Origin of the sequence: Kribbella caucasensis (assembly GCF_004361855.1) — a bacterium.
Taxonomy (GTDB): Bacteria; Actinomycetota; Actinomycetes; order Propionibacteriales; family Kribbellaceae; genus Kribbella; species Kribbella caucasensis.
This window is the reverse complement of record NZ_SNWQ01000002.1, coordinates 574,759-596,402: the sequence shown is the minus strand read 5'-3', so window position 1 is coordinate 596,402 and position 21,644 is coordinate 574,759. Positions and strand designations below refer to the sequence as shown.

Sequence of the window (21,644 nt, the reverse complement as noted above, 5' to 3'; positions counted from 1 at the left end):
CCTCAGCCGGCTGTCGGCCTCAGGCGCTCAGGGTCTCGGCCTTTTCCTTCGCGGGTTGGCCGGTTTTCAGAAGCGGCGCGGCGATGACGGTGAGGACGCAGAGGATCACCGGCAGCACGAACGCCACGTTGAGCGGCATCCAGTGCGTCAGCCCACCGATCAAGGCCGGCCCGGCGAGCAGGCCGACATACCCGAGCCCGACGACCCTTGCCATCAGCGCACCGGACGCTCGCGGATCGAGGTTGCCGGCCGCGGTGAAGAGTTGCGGCACTCCCCCGGCCAGACCGAGCCCGAACAGCGCCCACCCGATCAGGGCCACCGGCACCCACGGCACCACGATCACCGTGGTCAGACCGATCGCGGCCAGCCCCGCGCCGTACCGGACGATCGCCGCCGGGCCGACCACCGCGGCGACCCGGTCCGTGGCGAACCGGCCGACCGTCATGGCGACCGCGAACGCGCCGTACGCGTAGGCCGCGGTACTGGTCGAGGTGTCCAGTACGTCGCGGAACTGCAGGGCGGCCCAGTCGTTCGCGACGCCCTCGGCGAGCATCAGGCCGAAGGCGAGCGCACCCAATTGCCAGACCAACTTGGCCGGCGTCTTCGGTGCGGGCTCGTCGGCAACTGCCTGCTCAACCGGCTCGCCTTCGATCAGGTACCGGCCGGCGACAAGTGAGACGACGATGCAGACAACCCCGGCGCCGCTCAGCGTGACGGCCGCCGGCACGTCGGCCTTGAGCGCTCCGGCGCCGATGAGGGCCGCGAAGGCGCCGCCGATCGACCACATCGCGTGGAAGGCCGCCATGATCGGCCGTGGATACGCACGCTCGACCACGACCGCTTGCGCGTTCATCGCGACGTCGAGCGAACCGTTGCCGAAGCCAACGAACAGCAGGGTGAAGCCGAGAGTCCACCAGTTCTCCGCCAGACCGGGCCCGAACATCGCCAGTCCGAGCAGCACACCAGCGGCCGGGACCAGGCGACGCTGACCGATCCGGTCGACGAGCGGGCCGGCGATCTGCATCCCGGCGAACGCGGCGCCGCCGAGGACGAGAAGCAGCAGACCGAGGGTGCTGTGCGAGATGCCGGTCGCGTGTTCGATGTCGGGGATGTGGACGACCCACATACCGACCGCGAACCCGTTCAGGCCGAAGTAGACCCAGGTCGCAACCCGCGCGGCCTTTGGGAGAGCGGCTGTCACAAATCGTCCTCTCGGGCGACGTGTACGAAGACGCCGCGTTCGGCCAAGGCGGCTCGGGCCGACTCAGGGGCAGAGCTGTCGGTGATGATCAGATCCGGCCGCTCGACCGGGCAGATGTAGGCGAGTGCGGCCCGATCCCACTTCGCGCCGTCGGCCAGGATCATCGACCGCGTCGCCACTTCCATGGCCTGCAACTTCACCTCCGCGTCGCCGAGATCGAACGCGGTCAGCCCGCTCTCCAGACCGAACGCGCACGGACTCAGTACGGCGACGTCGAAGCGCAACGCCCGCAGCGACGCAGTAGTCAACGGCCCGACCAGCGCGAGCTCGCCCTTGCGGGGTTCGCCGCCGGGCATCAGCAGCCGGATCCCGGGCGCGTCGGCGAGTTCCTGGGCGATGTGCAGTGACAGCGGCATCACCGTCATCGTGCGGTTCCGCAGCAGCCTGGCGACCTCCAGGGCCGTCGTACCGCTGTCCAGCACGATCGTCTCGCCGTCGCGCAGGTACTCGACCGCGGCTCGGGCGATCGCCAGCTTGGCGGCGACGTCGGCCGTCGACCGCGCGGCGAACGGCGGCTCGACGCCGGCCGGCAGCACCGAGATCGCACCGCCGTGGACGCGTTTGAGCACCCCCTGGGCGGCGAGGAAGTCGAGATCGCGGCGGACCGTCATATCGGACGCACCGGTGGCGTCGACCAGTTCGGCGACGGCGACCCGGGGTGCGTCGCGCAGTCGCTCGACGATGATCCGCTGACGTTCGGCACTCTTCACGGCGCTGAATCTAACATTCTGCTGATCGTTCAAACAAACCGATTGTTGGAGTGTAGGGTTTCTGCTGTTCGCCGAACCGCAGTCCAGCCCAGTCCCAGCGCAGCCGAGGGAGCCCCCACTTGTCGGTCGATGTGGTCCGCCGCGCCCGGATCGCGGTCGGCGTGGTGTTCTGTGTGCACGGTTCGGTGACCGGCTCGTTCGCGACCCGGGTGCCATGGATCCAGGACCACGCGGGCGCCAGCCCCGGCGAGCTCGGACTGGCTCTGGCCTTCCCGGCCCTCGGTGCGGCGCTGGCGATGCCGCTCGCCGCTCGGGTGAGCCACCGATTCGGCAGCCGCGCGGCGCTGCGCGGTCTGCTCGCGCTCTGGACGCTCGCGCTGGTCCTCCCCTCGCTCGCCCCGAACCTGCCTGCCCTCTGCGCCGCCCTGCTCGTGTACGGCGGGACCGCGGGCATGGCCGACGTCGCGATGAACGCGCTCGGCGTCGAGGTCGAACACCGGCTGAACCGATCGATCATGTCCGGCCTGCACGGCATGTGGAGCGTCGGCGCCCTGCTCGGATCGGGGGTCGGCACCCTCGCCGCTCACCTCGACGTGAACGCCCAGCTGCACCACATCGCGGCGGCCGTCGTGCTGACTCTGATCGGTGCGTTCGCGTGTCATTACGTGCTGAACCTGCATCCGCACGAGGACGAGGAAGCGCCGCCGCGCTTCGCGTTGCCGCCCAAGTCGGCGTGGCTGATCGGGGCGGTCGGCTTCTGCGCGGTGTTCGCCGAAGGCGCGAGCCTGGACTGGTCGGCCGTCTACCTGGAGGACGTGCTGACCACCTCGGCTGGTGTCGCGGCCGGCGCGACCACGGGCTTCACCTTGACGATGGCGATCGCGCGGATCGCGGGCGACCGGGTGATCGACCGGTTCGGCGCCGTACCGACCGTGCGGGTGAGCGGCCTCATCGCTGCCCTCGGCGGCCTGCTCGTGGTGCTCTCGTCGCATCCGGTGGTCGCAATGGCCGGATTCGGGCTGCTCGGCCTCGGGATCGCGGTCGTCGTCCCGCTCGCGTTCGCCGCGGCCGGCCACACCGGCCCGAACCCGAGCCAGGCGATCGCCGGCGTCGCGACCGTCACCTACGCGTCCGGCCTGGTCGCCCCGTCCGTCATCGGCGGCATCGCCGAAGCGTCCAGCCTGACCAGCTCGTTCATCGTCGTCACCGCCCTGACGATCGGCCTGATCGCCTTCGCCCCCGTCCTCAACCCCACCCGCCGCCGCGCCCCAACCCGCTGAGCACCCCCGTACTACGGTCGGCCGCGCCCTGACCCGCTGACCTGGCCCTGTACTACGGATCCGCGGCGCGCCCCGACGGATCCTCGGCCAGACCTCACAATGGGCCTGTGACGACGATCGTCGTACTCGAGCAGGCGCGGGCGTCCTTCGCCCAGTGCTCCTGGCGCGACGCGTTCCAGCGGTTCGCGACGGCCGATGCCGCGGCGCCGCTCGATCCGGATGACCTCGAGAAGCTCGCGCTCGCCGCATATCTGTCCGGCCTCGATGCGGAATCCACCCGGGCCTGGACGCGCGCTCACCACGAAGCCGTTCGGCGCAACGATCGGCTGCGCGCTGTCCGGAACGCCGTACTGATCGGGGGCGGCCTGTTGTTCCGCGGTGAGTCCGCACCCGCGATGGGGTGGTTCGCCCGCGGTGAGCGCGTACTCGAAGGCTGTGGCGACTGCGCGGAACGTGGCTGGCTGCTCACCTGGAACGCCTATGTGCAGATGTGGGGCGGAGACCTCGAGAATGCCCAGGCGGCCTTTGCGGAAGGCGTCACGGTGGGCCGACGTTTCGACGACACCGACCTACTGGCGATGTCGCGCCAGGGCCAGGGAATGTGTCTGGTCATCCAGGGACTGGTCCGGGACGGGATGGCCCTGCTGGACGAGGTCATGGTCGGGGTCACGTCCGGTGAGGTGTCGCCGATGTACGCCGGCATCGCGTACTGCACGGTGATCGCCGGCTGCTCGGAAGTCTTCGACCTGCGGCGGGCCAGGGAATGGACGGCCGCGCTCAGCCGCTGGTGCGACTCCCAGCCCGATCTGGTCCCCTTTCGTGGAAACTGCCTGGTCCATCGATGTGAGCTCTTGCAGCTGGAGGGCGCGTGGACCGACGCGGTCGCGGCCGCCCGGCAGGCGTGCGAGCACCTGTCCGGCCCGGTCAGGTGGGACACGCTCGGTTCGGCCTACTACCAGCTCGGCGAACTGCAGCGATTGCGTGGCGAGTTCGCCGAAGCCGAGGAGAGCTACCGCAAGGCCAATGAGTCCGGTCGCGAACCTGAACCCGGCCTGGCGTTGCTCCGGTTGGCACAAGGGCGCATCGATGTCGCGACCAGCGTCCTGCAGCGCGCGCTGAACGAGCCGCAGGAGCCGTCGGCCCGGTCTCGCATCCTCCCCGCCTACATCGAGACCATGCTCGCCTCAGGGGATGTGCTCTCGGCCCGAACAGGCGCCGACGAGCTCGGCCAGATCGCGGAGTCCATCGATGTGCTCTACCTACGGGCGGTGGCCGCCTCGGCGCAGGGAGCGGTTCAGCTCGCGGAAGGCGACGCTCGATCGGCCCTGCGGACACTCCGCGTCGCCGCGGCAGCGTGGCGAGAGCTGACTGCCCCTTACGAGACGGCGCGCGTCCGGGTCTTGATCGGTCAGGCGTGCGGTGCACTCGGCGATCCGGAGACCTCCGCGCTGGAGCTCGACGCCGCGCGGCGGCTCTTCGAGCAACTGGGAGCCAAGCCGGACCTCGAGCGGCTCGAGGTGCTGACGAGACGGCCGTACGGCGAAGCCCCCGGTGGTCTGACCGCGCGCGAGGCGGAGGTGCTGCGCCTGCTCGCGTCCGGTAAGACCAACCGCGCGATCGCGAGGGAACTCGGCCTGTCCGAGAAGACGATCGCCCGTCACGTCAGCAACATCTTCACCAAGATTGGGGTGTCGTCCCGAGCCGCGGCCACCGCCTACGGGTACGAGAACAACCTGATCTAGTGCGCAGAACTACCCACGCCTTCCGGGCCCGTCCTGGGCTGTTCGACCGAAGCCGTCGATCCCTGCCCGCCCTAGCGTTCGAGTCCTCGAACATCTCAGGACAGGGGAGCTGGCCATGACAGATCTGCAGCGGGAATCAGAGCAACACACCGCGCCCGTCGAGGCGTGGGATGCGATCGCGGCTCTGTACGACGAGCACGTCGCGCCGGGTGAGTCCGAACTGGCAACGGCTGGACTTCGGCTGGCGGGTCTGCGAGCGGGCGAGGAGTTCCTCGACGTCGCCGCTGGGACCGGCGGGTTGAGCCTTCCGGCCGCGCGGCTCGGCGCGAAAGTACTGGCGACCGACTGGTCACCGAAGATGATCGAGCACTTCAACGCGCGCGTAGCCGCCGAAGGACTCGACGCCGAAGGCCGGGTGATGGACTGCCACGCGCTCGACGTCCCCGACGACAGCTTCGACGTCACGGGCTCACAGTTCGGTGTCATGCTCGTTCCCGATCAACCGCAGGCGCTGCGTGAGATGGTGCGCGTGACGAAGCCGGGTGGTCGCGTGTTCCTCATCGCCTACGGGAACCTCCGCGAGTTCCAGGCGCTGCACTTTTTCATCAGCGCGGTGCAAGCGGTGGTCCCCGACTTCGAGGGGCCGGCGGACGACGAGCCGATGCTCGAGTTCCAGGTTGCCGATCCGGAGGTCTTGCGGCGGCGATTGATCGACGCAGGTCTGACTGACGTCATCGTCGACACGAGCAATCAGGAGCGCATCAGCGTGTGGACCGGACAGCAGCTGTGGGACTGGACCATCGGCAGCAACCCGATCCCCGGCCAGCTGGTCGCCGATCTGACCGACCGGCAACGCGAAGACATCATCCGCGTACTCGACGGCATGATCCGCGAGCGCTCCGGCGGCAAGGACCCGCTCGTCCTGACCGCGCCACTGAACATCGGCGTCGGAACGAAGTAGAGATCAGGCGCGGCGGGCGGTCACGACGGCGTACGGGTTGGTGACGCGGAAGGCGTTGGCGTCTTCGTTTGCGGCGCGCGCAACCGCCAGCAGACGCGCCTCGAGCTCCTGCGCCAACTCGGCGCCGTCAGGTCGTTGGGCCAACGCATTCGCCCCGGCGACGGCCATCGGGTGACTCGAAGACTGCTCGACAAACGCCTCGGGCGACCGATGGTTGACGACCAACTCGCGACGCTCGACCTCGACCTCGAACCCGTGCGGCGCAAACGCGGCCCGCAACGCATCCGGATCGTGCCAACCGAACGTGGCCTGATCACCGTCGGGCTGACCGAAGACCTGCGCCATGAACTTCCCGGCCGTCACCGCGATCTCCGTCAACGGCCCACCCGGCGGCCAGGCCGTCAAGATGATCCGCCCGTCCTCCGCGGTGACCCGAGCCAGTTCCGCGATCGCCTTCTCGGGTTCCGGCGCGAAGATCACCGCGAAGACAGACAGCACCACGTCCGCAGTACCGTCCCCAACCGGCAACCCACCCGCGTCGCCGGACAGGAACTCAACCTGCAGCCCCCGCTGAGCGGCTCGCTCACCAGCAACCTCGAGCAACCGGGCAGCCGGGTCGACCGCCGTCACCTCGGCACCCTCGGCCGCCGCTAACAGAGCCGCGTTACCCGTACCGCACCCGACATCCAGGACCTTGCGTCCAGCCAGCGGTTTCGCCAGCTCCACCACGACCTCGGACACCGGCAGCAGCTGTACGCCGGTCTCCTCGTAGCTCCCCGTTCCCCAGTCCAGCTCCACGCTCGCCCCTCCAGTCGTAGGCACCCATACATACACCAACCCGCCGACCATTCCGGGCCGACTGGTTGGCTTTCGGGCGTACTTCCGCGGGTTATTTGTCAGTGGCGAAGGCCGCGTCGAACGAAGCGGCCGGCGGGTCGAAGGCGAGGTTGCGGATGACGTCGACGGCCTCCGCGGCGCCGACCAGGCGGTCCATCCCGGCGTCCTCCCACTCGACCGAGATCGGGCCTTCGTAGCCGATCGCGTTCAGCACCCGGAAGCAGTCCTCCCACTTCACGTCGCCGTGACCGGTCGAGTAGAAGTCCCAGCCGCGTCGCGGGTCGCCCCACGGCAGGTGCGACCCGAGCCGGCCGTTGCGGCCGCCGCCGACCCGCATCCGGGTGTCCTTGCAGTCGACGTGGTAGATCCGGTCCTTGAAGTCCCACAGGAACGCGACCGGGTCGATGTCCTGCCAGACCATGTGGCTCGGATCCCAGTTCAGCCCGAACGCCTCCCGGTGCCCGATCGCCTCCAGCGTGAGCTGGGTGGTCCAGTAGTCGTAGGCGATCTCGGACGGGTGCACCTCGTGCGCGAACCGGACGCCGACCTCGTCGAACACGTCCAGGATCGGGTTCCACCGGTCGGCGAAGTCCTTGTACCCGGCCTCGATCCGCTCGGCCGGCACCGGCGGGAACATCGCGACGTACTGCCAGATCGACGACCCGGTGAACCCGATCACCGTCTTCACGCCGAGCTTCGCCGCGGCCCGCGCGGTGTTCTTCATGTCCTCGGCGGCGCGCTGCCGGACACCCTCGGGATCGCCGTCGCCCCAGACCCGGGACGGCAGGATCGCCTGGTGCCGGAAGTCGATCGGGTCGTCGCAGATCGCCTGGCCGACCAGGTGGTTCGAGATCGCGAAAACCTGCAGGTCGTGCTTCCGCAGGATCTCGTGCCGGCCGGCGATGTAGCCGTCGTCATCGATCGCCTGCTGGACGTCGAAGTGGTCGCCCGAGCAGGCGATCTCGACGCCGTCGTAGCCCCATTTCGAGGCGAGGCTGCAGACCTCCTCGAACGGCAGGTCGGCCCATTGGCCGGTGAACAGGGTGATCGGACGTGGCATCCGCGGACTCCTCCGGTGATCGTCTCAGGGGTTGACGTAAGTGGTCGCCGTACCGGGCCGGGCCGACCGGCTCAGGTTTCGACGGTAGTCCTCAGGTTTCGACGGTGATCCAGGAACTGTCCGCCGCCGCGGACCGCAGCACCGCGTCCACCAGGCGGGCGGACCGCGCACCGGCGGCGAAATCGGGCAGACCGTCCGGACGATCGCCCTGGACGGCGGCATAACTGTCGGCGACGAACGAGTCGAACGCGTCCTGGTAGCCCTGGGCGTGGCCGGCCGGCAGCCGGTTCACCCGGGCCGCGGGCGGGCTCAACGTCTCCGGGTCCCGGGTCAGCACCTGGTTACCGGCCCGGCGGCCGACCCACAACCGATCCGGGTCCTCCTGGTCGAAACCGAAGCTCGACTCGGTCCCGGACACCTCGAGGTACAGGCGGTTCTTCCGGCCGGCCGCGACCTGGCTGACCACGATCGTGCCGACCACGCCGGCCTCGGTCCGGAATTGCGCGGTGGCCAGATCCTCGGTCCGTACTTCGGCCCCGCCGCGGGTCGCCCGGATGGTGCGGGTCTGCGCGCTGATCGCGGCGATCCGGTCGCCGGTGACGAACTCGGTCAGGTCGCACCAGTGCGACCCGATGTCCGCGAACGTCCGCGACGGACCGCCGGCGGTGTCGTCGACGCGCCAGTTGTCGTCGTCGGGATTCGCGAGCCAGTCCTGCAGGTAGCTGCCGTGCAGGCTGGTGAGTTGTCCGGCTTCACCTTCGGCGATCCGGGTGCGCAGCTCGCGGACCATCGGGTGGTAGCGGTACACGAACGGCACGGTCCCGACCAGCCCGGTCTCCTGCGCTGCCGCTAGCAATCCGGTCGCGTCCTTCGGCGAAGTGGCCAGCGGCTTCTCGCAGATGACGTGCTTGCCCGCCTCCAACGCCTGGAGGGTGACCGCCAGGTGGGTGTTGTTCGGCGTACAGACGTGGACGAGATCGATGTCGGCGGCAAGCAGCTCGCCGATCGTCGCGAACCCCTGCTCGGCGCCGGTCGCCTCGGCCGCGGCCGCCGCCCGCTCCGGACTCGACCCGACCGCGCCGACCACCTTCGCCCCGGCGACCAGCGCGGACCGCCCGTGCACGCGCCCCATGAACCCGCCGCCGACGATCCCGATCCTGAGCTTGTCTGTGGACACGCTCGGGACGCTATGTGACACTTTTGAACCCTGTCAAGCAAAAGTCCACCACCCCGACGACGAAAGCCTCCTCCCATGACCGATCTCGGTACTGCGGGCGCGGGTGCTGTCCTGCGTCTGCTGCTGGACGGCCACCCGCGGACCCGTGCCGAACTGATCGACCTGAGCGGTCTGGCTCGTTCCACGGTCACTGGCCGGATCGAGTCGCTGGTCGCCGCGGGCCTCGTCGTACCGTCAGGTGAAGCGGCCTCGACCGGTGGTCGGCCGCCGGCGCGGTTCCGGTTCAACCCGACCGCCCGCCTGATCCTCGCCGCGGACGTCGGTGCGACGCACTTGTCGGTCGCACTCACCGACCTGACCGGCGTCATCCTCGACCAGTCGTCGACACCGCTGAACATCGCCGAGGGCCCTCAAATCGTGCTCGCCGCAGTCGCACGCGCCGGCCGCGAACTCCTGTCCGCCGCCGGCCGCTCGACCGCCGACCTGGCCGGCATCGGGGTCGGCCTCCCCGGCCCCGTCGACCACCGAACCGGCCGCCCGAACCACCCACCGATCATGCCCGGCTGGGACTCGTACGACGTCGCCGGCCACCTCACCGCCGACCTCGCGGCCCCCGTCCTGGTCGACAACGACGTCAACATCATGGCCCTCGGCGAACACACCACCGAGTACGCCGACGTCGAGCACCTCCTCTTCGTCAAGGTCGCCACCGGAATCGGCGCCGGCGTCATCAGCGGCGGCCGCCTCCACCGCGGAGCCCAAGGCGCGGCCGGCGACATCGGCCACATCCAGTCCCCCGCCCGCACCGAACCCTGCCGCTGCGGCAACACCGGCTGCCTGGAAGCCGTCGCCTCAGGCGCAGCAATCGCCGAACAACTACGAGCGGCCGGTATCGACGCAGCGACCAGCCTCGACGTGGTCGCCCTGGTCCGTGCCGGCGACACCACGGCAACCCAAGCGGTCCGCCAAGCCGGCCGGGAAATCGGCACCGTCCTGGCCGCCTGCGTCAGCCTCCTCAACCCGTCGGTCATCGTCGTCGGCGGCTCCCTCTCCCAAGCAGGCGACGCCCTCCTGGCCGGCCTCCGAGAATCCATCTACGCCAGATCGTTGCCCCTAGCCACCACCGAACTAGTAGTCACCAGCTCCCGTTCAACCCCCGACTCCGCCCTCCGAGGCGCCGCAACCCTCGTCCTCCACCACGCCCTGGGTTGGTAACCCAAGCTCATCCCGACTGCTGCAACCGGCGCCACTCCTGGGGAGTCATCGCGTGGGCCTGGCGGAAGCGGCGGGTGAAGTGGCCGGGGTCCAGGAAGCCCCAGTTGGCGGCGATGGTGGCGATCGATCGGTGGCGGCTGGTGGGTGAGGCCAGCTCGCGGCGGGCGCCCTCGAGGCGTTGGCTGATCAGCCATTGCTCGAGGCTGAGCTCGTGTTCGGCGAAGAGCTTGTAGAGGTACCGGACCGAGATGTTGTGCTCCGCGGCGATCCGGGACGGGCTGAGATCCGGATCGGCCAGGTGCCGGCGGGCGTACCAAGTGATGCGGGTGAACAGTACGTCGGCCATCGGCGGTTGCCGGTCGTCCTGATCCGCGGCCGACGTCAGCAACGCCCGAACCAGTTGCGTGGTGGCAGCACCGAGTATGTCGGCCGACTGACTGCCTTGGAGCGAGTCGATGATCGCCGGCAGCACGGTCAGATGATGAAGCACGAGACCGTACACAGGGCTGCTCGGTAACCGCTGCGCTGCCGCGCGTACCGTCTCGACGCTCAACCCGAGGTCCGCATAGTCGATCTGGAATGCCTGCGACGCCGCGTGTCTGCTCCAGGCGAAGTCGTATGGCGCGGTCAGGTCGACCAGCATCAACTCACCGGTGTGCACGCGTTGATCGGCGCCACTCTGGCTGAAGACACCGGACCCGATCACCTGGACGGCGAGCGCGAGTCGCTCCGGACCACCGATGCGCACGTGCTTCGGTGTACGGACCAGGCGGATCCCGGATCCCTCGTTGCGGAACAGATTGGGCGCACCGAGCAGCCAGTAATCCATCCGCGCGTGCACGTCGCCGTGCGGATCCTCATGCTCCACCCGCGACGGCACACTCGCCGACATCATCGCCGCGTAGAACGCCTCGGCCCGGTCGTGCCGCGGCAGCTCCGCAGTGTCGAGCAGAACGGCCATCCAAACCCCCTGACACTGCGCCCACCCCCGGGCCTGCACCCACCGACCGGATTGTGCACTCACAACCCAGTTCCGTGCAGCCACATCCTACGGTCCACGTCCGAAGCCGAGCTACGTTTTCGCCAACCAGGCGCCCCACTGCAGCTGTCGCAGTCTTCCCTCCCTCCGATCGATCGACCGCGAAGGAAGAACATGTTCGTGCGCAAGTGGCCCGTTGCCCATCTCCTGCTGTCGCTCGCGCTGGTCTTCGGCGTCGCCGGATCCGCTGCCGCCGGTTCGGATCACGGCCCGAAGCCGACCGTCGTCCTCGTGCACGGGGCGTTCGCCGACGCCTCCGGCTGGAACGACGTGATCCACCGCCTCCAACGCAAGGGCTATCCGGTACTCGCGCCGGCGAACCCGTTGCGCGGCGTCGACTCCGACAGCGCGTACCTGCGCAGCGTTCTCGCGACCGTGACCGGCCCGATCGTGCTGGTCGGTCACTCGTACGGCGGTTTCGTGCTGACCAACGCCGCCACCGGCAACCCGAACGTCAAGGCGCTGGTGTACGTCGCCGCGTTCGCTCCGGATGCCGGCGACACGGTCGGCGGCCTGTCCATGCAGTTCCCGGGCAGCCGCCTCGGCCCGGACGCCCTGGACTTCCGGCCGTACCCGGGCGGCACGGACAGCTACATCAAGCTCTCGCTGTTCCGGGAGGTGTTCGCAGCCGACGTCACGCCGCCTACCGCCGCCGTGATGGCCAGGAGTCAGCGACCGGCCGAACTGAACACGCTCGGTCAACCGTCCGGTGTCCCGGCGTGGAAGTCGATCCCGTCCTGGACCCTGGTCGCCCGCGACGACCTGGTGATTCCCGCCGCCGCCCAGCGCTTCATGGCGCAACGGGCCGGCGCCCACACCGCCGAGGTGAAGGCGTCTCACGTCGCGATGATCTCCAGGCCCGGCCCGACCACCGACCTCATCGTCGATGCCGCCGAGCAGACCTCCTGATGACCTCACCTCGACAGAAGGACCAGTCATGACACCTGACACCATCGTTCTCGTTCACGGCTTCTGGGTGACACCGCGCAGCTGGGAGCACTGGATCACGCACTACGAGCAGCGTGGGTTCCGCGTGCTCGCGCCGGGATACCCGGGTTTCGAGGTGGAGGTCGAGGCGCTCAACGCCGACCCGACGCCGATCCTCAAGGTCACTGTCCCGCAGATCATCGAGCACCTGGAAGCGGTGGTCCGCGAACTGGAGACGCCGCCGATCATCATGGGCCACTCGGCCGGTGGGGCGTTCACCCAGATCCTGCTCGACCACGGTTTCGGAGCGGCCGGGGTCGCCCTGAACTCGGCCCCGACGGAGGGCGTACGCGTCGTACCGATCTCGCAGGTCAAGTCGACGTTCCCGGTCCTGAAGAGCCCGGCCAACCGGCACAAGGCGATCCCGCTGTCGTTCGACGAGTGGAACTACGCGTTCACGAACACGTTCACCGACGACGAGGCCCACGCCCTGTACGAGCGGTACGCGATCCCGGCGAACGGCGGAATCCTGTGGGGCAGTGTGCTCGCGAACTTCCAGCCCGGACATCAGGACACCTGGGTCGACTACCACAACGACAACCGCGCGCCACTGCTGTTCGTCTCCGGCTCGGAAGACCACATCATGCCGCCCGAGGTACAGCGCTCCAACGCCAAGCACTACAAGTCGAACACCGTCACTGAACACAAGCAGTACGACGGCTACGCGCACCTGCTCCCGGCTCAGGCGGGATGGGAGAAGATCGCGGACGAGGTCCTGGACTGGGCGCTCGCGGCTGTTCGTGACTGACGTCCGGATCACTCACATCGGCGGACCGACGACCCTGATCGAGATCGAGGGCTGGCGGTTGCTCACGGATCCGACCTTCGATCCACCAGGACGCAGGTACACGTTCGGCTGGGGCTCGGCCTCCACCAAGATGTCGGGCCCCACCGTCGCCGTTGCGGACCTGCCACCGATCGACGCCGTACTGCTGACCCACGATCAGCACGCCGACAACCTGGACGACGCCGGCCGAGCACTGTTGCCGGCCGTCGGCACCGTCATCACAACGGCCGTCGGCGCACGTCGACTTGGTGCCGTCGGCCTCACGCCGTGGTCGGTGCATTCACTGCGAAAGCCCGGACTGCCGACGCTGGAGATCACCGCGACGCCTTGCCGGCACGGGCCGCCGTTCAGCCGCCGGATCACCGGTGACGTGGTCGGCTTCGCACTGCGCTGGGAAGGTCAGGAACACGGCATCCTGTGGATCTCCGGCGACACAGTCCTGTACGACGGCCTGCGGCAGGTGGGCGACCGGTTCGACGTGGGGACGGTGCTGCTCCACCTCGGCGCCGTCCAGTTCGGCATCACCGGGCCACTGCGCTACACGATGTCCGGCCCGGACGGTGTCGAACTCTGCCGGCAACTGCGACCGCGCACGGTGTTGCCCGTGCACTACGAAGGCTGGAGTCACTTCACCCAGGGGCGCGACACCATCGAGCAGGCCTTCGCCGCCGCACCCGCGGACGTCAGCACCAGCCTCAGCTGGCTACCGACCGGAACCAGCGTGACGGTCCCGGTCTAGCCCCAGCGTTCGGATTTGGCGGAGCGGGAGATCAGGCTGAAGAGCATGTCCTTCGGGGTCATCTCGCCGGCGACGACCCTGGTGACGTGTTCGGCGATCGGCATCTCGACGTCGTGGTGGTGGGCCAGGTCGGTGATCGACGAGCAGGACTTGACGCCCTCGGCGACCTGGCGGGTCGCGCCGGCGATCTCGGCGACCGTCAGGCCCTGACCGAGTTTCTCGCCGAAGGTCCGGTTGCGGGACAGCGGCGACGAACACGTGGCGACGAGATCACCCAAGCCGGCGAGCCCTGAGAACGTGTGCTCGTCCGCGCCCAGCGCCGTACCGAGTCTTGCCGTTTCGACCAGGCCTCGGGTGATCACCGAAGCGCGCGCGTTGTCGCCGAAGCCGAGGCCGATCGCCATCCCGACCGCGAGGGCGATCACGTTCTTGGTCGCGCCGCCGAGCTCGCAGCCGATCACGTCGTTGTTCGTGTACGGGCGGAACGTCGGCGAGTGGCACAGCTTCTGCAACCGCGTGGCGGTCCCCTCGTCGGCGCACGCGACCACGGACGCGGCCGGCTGTCCTTCGGCGATCTCGCGGGCGAGGTTCGGGCCGGAGACGACCGCGATCCGCTCCGGGCCGGCGCCGGTGAGCTCCGCGATCACTTCGCTCATGCGTTTCGTCGTACCGACCTCGACGCCCTTCATCAGACTCACCAGCGGTACCGCGGACGGCAGCACGCCGGCCCATTCGGACAGGTTGGCCCGCAGCGACTGACTCGGCACGGCCAGTACGACGGCTTCGGCACCGTCGGCCGCGGCCGCGGGATCGTGGGTCGCGGTGATCGCGTCGGGCAGGCGCAGGCCGGGGAGGTAGTCGGGGTTCTCGTGCTGGCTGTTGATCACCTCGCAGAGCGATTCCCGGCGGCCCCAGATCGAGACCTGGTTGCCCGCGTTCGCCAGCACCGTGGCGAACGCCGTCCCCCACGAACCGGCACCGAACACCGCGACCTTCGTCATGCGTTCTCCTCGTCCTCGCGCTTCACCGGCACTTCGTCCCCACGACTCCCCTGTACTTCGTCCCCGCCGCCGCTGGCTTTATCCGCCCCGCCGGAGTTCACCCCATCCGGCCCGTCGGCGTCTACCCCGTCGGCGTTCCGCGCACCGGCTTCCGCTTCCGCCCGGCGTTCGGCGGCGGCCTCGGCGCGGGCCTTGCGGACGTCGTACAGCTCCTTCGGCGGCGTCCCACCCCGCAGCTCGGCCAGCCCGGCAGCGACCGTCGTCATGATCACGTCGGTTGCCTCGTGCAACAGCTGGTTGGTGATCGGCTTGCCCTGGAAAGCGCTCAGATCCACCGGCGGCCCTGCCTTCACCTGCAGCGTCTTGCGCGGCAGCAACCGGATCCGCACCTTGCCGTACGACTCGAAGATCTCCTGCGCACCCCAGTTCGCGATCGGGATCACCGGGCACCCGGTCATCAACGCGATCCGCGCCGCCCCGGTCTTCCCGGTCATCGGCCACATGTCCGGATCGCGGGTGATCGTCCCCTCGGGATAGACCCCGACGCACTCCCCCCGCTCCACCGCGGCAACCGCATCCCGGAACGCGTCCGCCGCCTGGATCGAGTCCCGGTACACCGGGATCTGTCCCGCACTGGTGATGATCCGCCCCGCCACCGGCAGCTTGAACAGCGACGCCTTCCCCAGGAACCGAGGGATCCGCCGGCACTCCCAGATGTAGAACCCGAGCACGAACGGGTCGAGATGCGAGATGTGGTTCGTCACGAACACCACCCCGCCCTGCCGCGGCATGTTCTCCCGGCCGCGGAAGTCCTGCTTGGTGAAGACGAGCAGCAACGGCTTGACGATCGCGACCACCAGGCCGAACCAGAAGCCCCGCGGTGGCCGGGGATCGTTGCGTTGGCCCTCCACTGCTGCCTCCTGGTGCTCGTCGTTGCCGTCGGTCATGGGAGAATCCTGCCTGATGGCACACCTACAGGTCGCTCCCTGGATCGTGGTGATCCCGGTGAAGCGTACGGCGATCGCGAAGAGCCGGCTCGCTGCGGCCTACCCCCAGCACCGTCCGGAGCTGGCCCGTGCCTTCGCAGTCGACACTACTGCCGCCGCCCTGTCCTCTCCTCTCGTCCGCGCCGTACTGGTCGTCACCGACGATCCGGTGGTCGCCGCGGACGTCACCGAGGCCGGTGCGCGGGTGATCCCGGACCTGCCCGGCGTGGGCCTCAACGAAGCCCTCGAGCACGGTGCGGCGGTCGCTGCCGCGGAGTTCCCCGAGTCCGGTGTCGCCGCGTTGTCGGCCGATCTGCCCGCGCTGCGTCCCCTCGAACTCACCACCGCCCTCGCCGCCTCCGTCGCCGATCGCAGCTTCGTCATCGATCTGCCAGGGACCGGTACGACGATGCTTGCCGCGGGCCCGGGCGTCGGACTGGATCCCCGCTTCGGCGTCGGTTCCGCATTGGCGCATCAGGCATCCGGGGCCGTTCCGCTCGAGCTCACGTCGATCGACTCGCTCCGCCGCGATGTCGACACCGCCGCGGACCTCGCGCACGCAGTACAACTCGGCGTCGGCCCCCGCACCGCCGACGTCATGTCCCTGGTCCTGGGCGCCGCCACCGGCACCGAAGGCATCGCCTGCTAGCCGCTTGTACGACGGCAACGTGATGCCTACTACGGCAACGTGATGCTGCGCTTTACGGCAGTGTGATGAAGTGGACGCCGGTGATCGCCATCCCCGCACCCGAACCACTGGTGTCCAGCCGAACCCGTTGACCGACGCGCAGGAATCGCACCGGCGACCTCAACTCGTCCGCGGAGAACGGCAGCTCGATCCCCTTGTCGGTCAGCACTGCACCCGAACGCGTCTCGGCGTCGTAGCGACTCACGGTGGCTTGCATGACCAATACGGTAGCCCGCCGCCCCGCAGTACGGGACAAAGCAGTACGGGACAAGTTGCCGACGACATCGTCCCGGCCGACGACACCGGGTACGGCGAAGGCCGGTCGCCCCTGGTGCGGGGTGACCGGCCTTCGCTGGTGTTGCGGTAGTGCAGTGTTGCGGTGCTGCAGTGCTGAAGGTCAGCGAGCGGTTGCGCGCTTCACCGGCGCCTTCTTGGCGGGGGCCTTCTTGGCCGGCGCCTTCTTGGCCACAGTGGCCTTCTTGACCGGAGCCGCCTTCTTGGCAACGGCCTTGGCCGGGGCCTTCTTCGCCGGCGCCTTCTTGGCCACCGTCTTGGTCGCGGCGGCCTTGGCCGGCGCCTTCTTGGCGGTGGTCTTGGTCGCGGCGGCCTTGGTGGCTGTGGCCTTGACCGGGGCAGCCTTCTTGGCCGCGGCGGTCTTGGTGGCTGTCGCCGGCTTCGGAGCAACCAGCTTCGGCAGCTTCTTCGCACCGGAGACAACGGCCTTCAGCTCCGCACCCGCGCGGAACTTCGGCACCACGGTCTTCTTGGCGCGCTTGGTCTCACCGGTCCGCGGGTTGCGGACCATCCGAGCACCGCGCTCGATGGCCTCGAACGCGCCGAACCCGGTGATGGCGACCTTGCCGCCCTTCTTGGTCAGCTCGCGCTGGACGGTGTCGATCACCGACTCCAGGGCGTGCTGGGCCGAACGGCGATTTCCGTCGAAGTGCACTGCGAGCGCTTCGACCAACTGGCTCTTGTTCACTGCTTCCCTCCGTGAACGTAGACGTCGAGCACAGCGCTCGATCTCTCGTGAACGTTATGGACTAACGGGTGAGTTCACAAACACCAACGCGGCAATTCGGCCTTGTTTTGGGCGATTTGGGCCCAAATTGGCCCCGAATCGACCTCTGGAGGGCTCTGGATTCCCTGTAGAGCAACGATCCGGCGACCTTCGGTGACCCATGCCACAACCCACCACAGCCCTAATCACAACCCCGCCGCACCGTTGACGCAACCCCCGCCACAGCCCCGAAGTACCGGTCAGCGGCGTTTGCCGCGCAATGTCCGGACCCCCGATCGGGCGGTGTCGAGACCTCGGGTCACCGCGGTCTCACCCTTGCGCGCCCGCAGGGTCTCGCTCACCTTGCCCAGCAACCAGTCCAGCAACGGCACCGCGATCGCCAGCACCGCCCACATGATCAGCCGTCGCCGCAGGAACAACCACATCTCAGCCTCCTCGCTGTCGTGCCAGCAGAGTAGCGAGGTCCGAAGCTGGTGGCCCGCTAGAGCCAGCTGCGGCGCTTGAAGATCTGGTAGAGGCTGACGCACACGACCGCCATCATGGCGACCGCGAACGGGTAACCCCACCGCCAATGCAGTTCCGGCATCATGTCGAAGTTCATCCCGTAGACGGTGCCGATCAGCGTCGGCGCGAACAGGATCGCGGCCCAGGCGGAGATCCGCTTCACCTCTTCGTTCTGCGCGTTGCTGGCGACGGTGAGAGCCTTCATCTCCTCGTTCTGCTGCTGCGCCACCAAGGTCGCGTTCACGGTCAGCATGTCGCGCAGCAGTTCGCGGAATCCGTCCACCCGCTCGACCACCTGGGTGACGTGGTCGGCCACATCACGAAGCGAACGCTGCAGTTCCTCGTCCACGCCGTACTTGTCGAAACCGGCCCGCAGGTTGTCCAGCATGCCGACCAGCGGCCGGGTCGCGCGCTGGAACTCGATCACCTCACGGGACAGCTCGTAGATGCGCCGGGACACCGACGGGTCGCCGCGGAACACCTCGGTCTCGATCTCGTCGATGTCGTTCTCCAGCCCGGCGACCACCGGCGCGTACCCGTCGACGACCTTGTCCATGATCGCGTAGAGAACGGCCTCGGTACCCCGCCGGAGCAACTCGGGATCGCGTTCCACCCGGCGGCGTACGGCGGCCAGGTTCGGCGCCTCGGCATGCCGGACCGTCACCACGAAGTCCGGGCCGACGAACACGTGCACCTCGCCGAACTCGACCTCCTCGGTCGCATCCCGGTAGCGAGCGGCCTTCAGGACCACGAACAACGTGTCGCCGTAGCGCTCCAGCTTCGGCCGCTGGTGCGCCTCCATGGCGTCCTCGACGGCGAGCTCGTGCAGGTCGAACTCCTTGGCCAGCGAGGCGAGTTCACGCCGGTCCGGCCGGTACAGGCCGATCCAGGCCAGGCTCTTCGGCGCCTCGTGCAGGACCTGGTAGGTGTCGGCCAGGGAACCCGGCGACGCGACCCGCATGCCGTCGCAGTAGATCGCGCTGTCGACGACGCTGTGGCCTCTGGGCTTCAGGTCCACCGCATGCTCGTTCGGCAGTTGCTCGGCCGATTCGATGGCGGGCGCGACGCCACCGGCGTACCGGCGGGCGGCGGCGCGAAGCGAAGGGGTGCGGCTGAAGGCGCGCAGAGTGCGCAGGCGACGGTCGGACATGATGGTCCTCCAGGTGCGAGGTCAGGTGGTGTGAGGGGCAACCATCTGCCCGGCCTCGCGACGTGGACGTCGCACACCACAGCACAGCCCACCCCACGCGATCGCGCCGGGGTGACCTGACCTGGAAGAGGAACTAGAGCCTCAAGGCCGAGCGAGATCGGTATGTCTGGAGGGTTCGCTGTTCACTAGCGCCTCACCTCCAGAGTCTCGCGGCCTTGTTCGGACAACTCGCCAAGGGTAACACCAGAGTTATCGGTCCGGATGTGCAATCCGTTACGCCGAGGTTTCCGGCCGCTGGCTCCTGGGTACTGCGAGAACCTCCGGAAACGACAGCAGCTGTGGCCGGGCAGATGCCCAACCACAGCTGCTGATGCTGGTGAAACTCAGGCCTTGGCCGGCAGCGTCGCGGGCTTGAAGGACGGCCGGGTGGCCTCGTACGCGACGATGTCCGCCTCGCGCGACAAGGTGATGCCGACGTCGTCCAGACCGTTGAGCAGCCGGTACCGCGTGTAGTCGTCGATCTCGAACGGCGCGACCAGCTCGCCCGCCGAAATCGTCTTGTTCTCAAGGTCGACCGTGACCTTGGTCCCCGGGTCGGCCTCGATCGTGGTCCACAACCGCTCGACCACGTCCTCCGTGACCAGTGCCGCGAGCAGACCCGACTTACCGGAGTTGCCGCGGAAGATGTCGCCGAACCGGGCCGACACGACGACCCGGAATCCGTAGTCGAGCAGGGCCCAGACCGCGTGCTCGCGGGACGATCCGGTGCCGAAGTCCGGTCCGGCCACGAGCACCGAGACCCCGTCGTACTCGGGCTGGTTGAGCACGAACGTCGGGTCGTTGCGCCAGGCCGCGAACAACCCGTCCTCGAACCCGGTCCGGGTGACCCGCTTCAGGTACACGGCGGGGATGATCTGGTCGGTGTCGACGTTGCTGCGGCGCAGCGGGGCCGCCGTGCCGATGTGCTGGGTGAAGGCTTCCATGATTCCTCTGTCCTCAGGCGTTCTCGGCGGTCAGACGTTCTCGGGTACGGCGACCTCTACCGGCGCCAGGTCGGCCGGTGCGGCAAGGGTGCCCAGGACCGCGGTGGCCGCGGCGACCAGCGGCGAGACCAGGTGGGTCCGGCCGCCCTTGCCCTGCCGGCCTTCGAAGTTCCGGTTCGAGGTGGACGCGCTGCGCTCACCCGGGGCCAGCTGGTCCGGGTTCATGCCCAGGCACATCGAGCACCCGGCGCCCCGCCACTCCGCGCCGGCGTCCTTGAAGATCACGTCCAGGCCCTCGGCCTCGGCCTGCAACCGGACCCGGCCGGAGCCCGGCACCACCAGCATCCTGGTGCCCTCGGCAACCTTCCGGCCGGCCAGTACGCCGGCTGCCGCGCGCAGGTCCTCGATCCGGCCGTTGGTGCAGGAGCCGAGGAAGACGGTGTCCACCTTGATCTCGCGCATCGGCGTACCGGCGGTCAGGCCCATGTACTCCAGCGCGCGCTCGGCGGCGATCCGGTCGTTCTCGGTGCCGAAGTCGCTCGGCGCCGGGACGGTCGCGGACAACGGCACGCCCTGTCCCGGGTTGGTCCCCCAGGTGACGAACGGGGCGATCTCCTCGGCCCGCAGTACGACCTCGCGGTCGAACCTCGCGTCCTCGTCGGTGGCCAGGCTCTTCCAGTACTCGACCGCGGCCTCCCAGTCCGCACCCTGCGGGGCGTGCGGCTTGTCCTGCAGGTAGGCGAACGTGGTCTCGTCCGGCGCGATCATGCCGGCCTTGGCGCCCCACTCGATCGACATGTTGCAGATCGTCATCCGGGCTTCCATGGTCAGCGCGCGGATCGCCTCGCCGCGGTACTCGACGATGTAGCCCTGACCGCCGCCGGTGCCGACCTTGGCGATCAGCGCGAGCACCAGGTCCTTGGCCGAGACGCCGTCCGGCAGTACGCCGTCGACGGTGACCGCCATCGTCTTCGGGCGGGCCTGCATCAGGGTCTGGGTGGCGAGCACGTGCTCGACCTCGCTGGTGCCGATACCGAACGCGATCGCGCCGAACGCACCGTGGGTCGAGGTGTGGCTGTCACCGCAGACCACGGTCATGCCGGGCTGGGTCAGGCCGAGCTGCGGGCCGATCACGTGCACGACGCCCTGGTCCGGGTCACCCAGCGTGTGGATGCGGACACCGAACTCCTCGGCGTTCTTCCGCAGCGTCTCCACCTGGGTCCGGGAGACCGGGTCGGCGATCGGCTTGTCGACGTCGAAGGTCGGGACGTTGTGGTCCTCGGTGGCGATGGTCAGATCCGGGCGGCGGACGCCCCGGCCGGCCAGCCGGAGCCCGTCGAACGCCTGTGGACTGGTCACCTCGTGAACCAGATGGAGGTCGATGTAGAGGAGGTCGGGTTCCCCGTCGGCATGGCGCACGACGTGCGCATCCCAGACCTTTTCCGACAACGTCCTGCCCATCAGACTTCTCCTTACGAGGATGGTTTGTGGTGCTGTATCGCTCACACTGCTCCGT

Annotated in this window: 22 protein-coding genes; 8 read left to right on the top strand and 14 right to left on the bottom strand. The window is 68.8% G+C overall.

The window, feature by feature from the left end; genetic code table 11:
• Positions 1 to 19: 19 nt before the first annotated feature.
• Complete coding sequence (locus EV643_RS06850) at positions 20 to 1,201, bottom strand: MFS transporter (RefSeq protein ID WP_133799099.1); 1,182 nt, start codon at positions 1,199 to 1,201, stop codon at positions 20 to 22.
• The gene (locus EV643_RS06845) at positions 1,198 to 1,971 is read right to left on the bottom strand and encodes a DeoR/GlpR family DNA-binding transcription regulator (protein ID WP_202869413.1); all 774 of its coding nucleotides are present in this window, start codon (positions 1,969 to 1,971) and stop codon (positions 1,198 to 1,200) included. The genes EV643_RS06850 and EV643_RS06845 overlap by 4 nt, the downstream gene beginning before the upstream one ends.
• A 119-nt stretch (positions 1,972 to 2,090) precedes the next feature.
• Here EV643_RS06845 and EV643_RS06840 point away from each other — a divergent pair, with 119 nt between their 5' ends.
• From EV643_RS06840 to EV643_RS06830, 3 genes are all read left to right on the top strand, one after another.
• On the top strand, positions 2,091 to 3,251 hold the full coding sequence (locus EV643_RS06840; RefSeq protein WP_133799098.1) for an MFS transporter: 1,161 nt from the start codon (positions 2,091 to 2,093) through the stop codon (positions 3,249 to 3,251).
• 107 nt (positions 3,252 to 3,358) lie between these two features.
• A complete protein-coding gene (locus EV643_RS06835; protein ID WP_133799097.1) occupies positions 3,359 to 4,993 on the top strand; it encodes a helix-turn-helix transcriptional regulator in 1,635 nt (544 codons plus the stop codon).
• 115 nt (positions 4,994 to 5,108) lie between these two features.
• Complete coding sequence (locus EV643_RS06830) at positions 5,109 to 5,954, top strand: class I SAM-dependent methyltransferase (RefSeq protein WP_133799096.1); 846 nt, start codon at positions 5,109 to 5,111, stop codon at positions 5,952 to 5,954.
• Between the two features lie 3 nt (positions 5,955 to 5,957).
• Here the strand turns inward: EV643_RS06830 and EV643_RS06825 are convergent, their stop codons facing one another.
• The 3 genes from EV643_RS06825 to EV643_RS06815 form a co-directional block, all read right to left on the bottom strand.
• Entirely contained in the window at positions 5,958 to 6,752 is a 795-nt protein-coding gene (locus tag EV643_RS06825) for a class I SAM-dependent methyltransferase (protein WP_133799095.1), read from the bottom strand.
• 91 nt (positions 6,753 to 6,843) lie between these two features.
• Positions 6,844 to 7,851, bottom strand: a complete 1,008-nt coding sequence (locus EV643_RS06820; RefSeq protein ID WP_133799094.1) for a sugar phosphate isomerase/epimerase family protein — start codon at positions 7,849 to 7,851, stop codon at positions 6,844 to 6,846.
• Positions 7,852 to 7,942: 91 nt separating this feature from the next.
• Entirely contained in the window at positions 7,943 to 9,028 is a 1,086-nt protein-coding gene (locus EV643_RS06815; RefSeq protein WP_238165403.1) for a Gfo/Idh/MocA family protein, read from the bottom strand.
• Positions 9,029 to 9,103: 75 nt separating this feature from the next.
• Between EV643_RS06815 and EV643_RS06810 the strand changes: the two genes are divergently transcribed.
• Positions 9,104 to 10,243 (top strand): ROK family transcriptional regulator, encoded by a 1,140-nt coding sequence (locus EV643_RS06810; protein ID WP_133799092.1) that lies wholly within the window; start codon positions 9,104 to 9,106, stop codon positions 10,241 to 10,243.
• Between the two features lie 7 nt (positions 10,244 to 10,250).
• Here the strand turns inward: EV643_RS06810 and EV643_RS06805 are convergent, their stop codons facing one another.
• On the bottom strand, positions 10,251 to 11,204 hold the full coding sequence (locus tag EV643_RS06805) for a helix-turn-helix domain-containing protein (protein WP_133799091.1): 954 nt from the start codon (positions 11,202 to 11,204) through the stop codon (positions 10,251 to 10,253).
• 192 nt (positions 11,205 to 11,396) lie between these two features.
• Between EV643_RS06805 and EV643_RS06800 the strand changes: the two genes are divergently transcribed.
• The 3 genes from EV643_RS06800 to EV643_RS06790 are packed head-to-tail and all read left to right on the top strand — an operon-like array spanning position 11,397 to position 13,795.
• On the top strand, positions 11,397 to 12,191 hold the full coding sequence (locus tag EV643_RS06800) for an alpha/beta fold hydrolase (protein WP_133799090.1): 795 nt from the start codon (positions 11,397 to 11,399) through the stop codon (positions 12,189 to 12,191).
• Positions 12,192 to 12,219: 28 nt separating this feature from the next.
• A complete protein-coding gene (locus EV643_RS06795; RefSeq protein WP_133799089.1) occupies positions 12,220 to 13,017 on the top strand; it encodes an alpha/beta hydrolase in 798 nt (265 codons plus the stop codon).
• The gene (locus tag EV643_RS06790) at positions 13,010 to 13,795 is read left to right on the top strand and encodes an MBL fold metallo-hydrolase (protein WP_133799088.1); all 786 of its coding nucleotides are present in this window, start codon (positions 13,010 to 13,012) and stop codon (positions 13,793 to 13,795) included. The genes EV643_RS06795 and EV643_RS06790 overlap by 8 nt, the downstream gene beginning before the upstream one ends.
• Here the strand turns inward: EV643_RS06790 and EV643_RS06785 are convergent.
• Both EV643_RS06785 and EV643_RS06780 read right to left on the bottom strand, forming a co-directional pair.
• Complete coding sequence (locus EV643_RS06785) at positions 13,792 to 14,796, bottom strand: NAD(P)H-dependent glycerol-3-phosphate dehydrogenase (protein WP_133799087.1); 1,005 nt, start codon at positions 14,794 to 14,796, stop codon at positions 13,792 to 13,794. The genes EV643_RS06790 and EV643_RS06785 overlap by 4 nt on opposite strands.
• Positions 14,793 to 15,743 carry a lysophospholipid acyltransferase family protein gene (locus EV643_RS06780; RefSeq protein WP_133799086.1) on the bottom strand — a complete coding sequence of 317 codons (951 nt, stop codon included), beginning with the start codon at positions 15,741 to 15,743 and terminating at the stop codon, positions 14,793 to 14,795. The genes EV643_RS06785 and EV643_RS06780 overlap by 4 nt, the downstream gene beginning before the upstream one ends.
• A 16-nt stretch (positions 15,744 to 15,759) precedes the next feature.
• On the opposite strand from EV643_RS06780, the gene cofC reads away from it, so the two are divergent.
• Positions 15,760 to 16,431 carry a 2-phospho-L-lactate guanylyltransferase gene (gene cofC, locus EV643_RS06775; protein WP_133799085.1) on the top strand — a complete coding sequence of 224 codons (672 nt, stop codon included), beginning with the start codon at positions 15,760 to 15,762 and terminating at the stop codon, positions 16,429 to 16,431.
• 52 nt (positions 16,432 to 16,483) lie between these two features.
• Here the strand turns inward: cofC and EV643_RS06770 are convergent, their stop codons facing one another.
• The 6 genes from EV643_RS06770 to leuC form a co-directional block, all read right to left on the bottom strand.
• Positions 16,484 to 16,687, bottom strand: coding sequence for a hypothetical protein (locus tag EV643_RS06770; protein WP_133799084.1), 204 nt, complete (start codon positions 16,685 to 16,687; stop codon positions 16,484 to 16,486).
• A gap of 180 nt (positions 16,688 to 16,867) precedes the next feature.
• On the bottom strand, positions 16,868 to 17,452 hold the full coding sequence (locus EV643_RS06765) for an HU family DNA-binding protein (protein ID WP_133799083.1): 585 nt from the start codon (positions 17,450 to 17,452) through the stop codon (positions 16,868 to 16,870).
• Between the two features lie 278 nt (positions 17,453 to 17,730).
• Positions 17,731 to 17,916 (bottom strand): hypothetical protein, encoded by a 186-nt coding sequence (locus EV643_RS06760; protein ID WP_133799082.1) that lies wholly within the window; start codon positions 17,914 to 17,916, stop codon positions 17,731 to 17,733.
• Between the two features lie 56 nt (positions 17,917 to 17,972).
• The gene (gene corA, locus EV643_RS06755) at positions 17,973 to 19,145 is read right to left on the bottom strand and encodes a magnesium/cobalt transporter CorA (RefSeq protein ID WP_133799081.1); all 1,173 of its coding nucleotides are present in this window, start codon (positions 19,143 to 19,145) and stop codon (positions 17,973 to 17,975) included.
• Positions 19,146 to 19,528: 383 nt separating this feature from the next.
• Positions 19,529 to 20,128: a 3-isopropylmalate dehydratase small subunit gene (gene leuD, locus EV643_RS06750; protein ID WP_133799080.1), complete on the bottom strand. Its 600-nt coding sequence runs from the start codon at positions 20,126 to 20,128 to the stop codon at positions 19,529 to 19,531.
• A 30-nt stretch (positions 20,129 to 20,158) separates the two neighbouring features.
• Positions 20,159 to 21,589 (bottom strand): 3-isopropylmalate dehydratase large subunit, encoded by a 1,431-nt coding sequence (gene leuC / locus EV643_RS06745; protein ID WP_133799079.1) that lies wholly within the window; start codon positions 21,587 to 21,589, stop codon positions 20,159 to 20,161.
• Between the last annotated feature and the right edge of the window lie 55 nt (positions 21,590 to 21,644).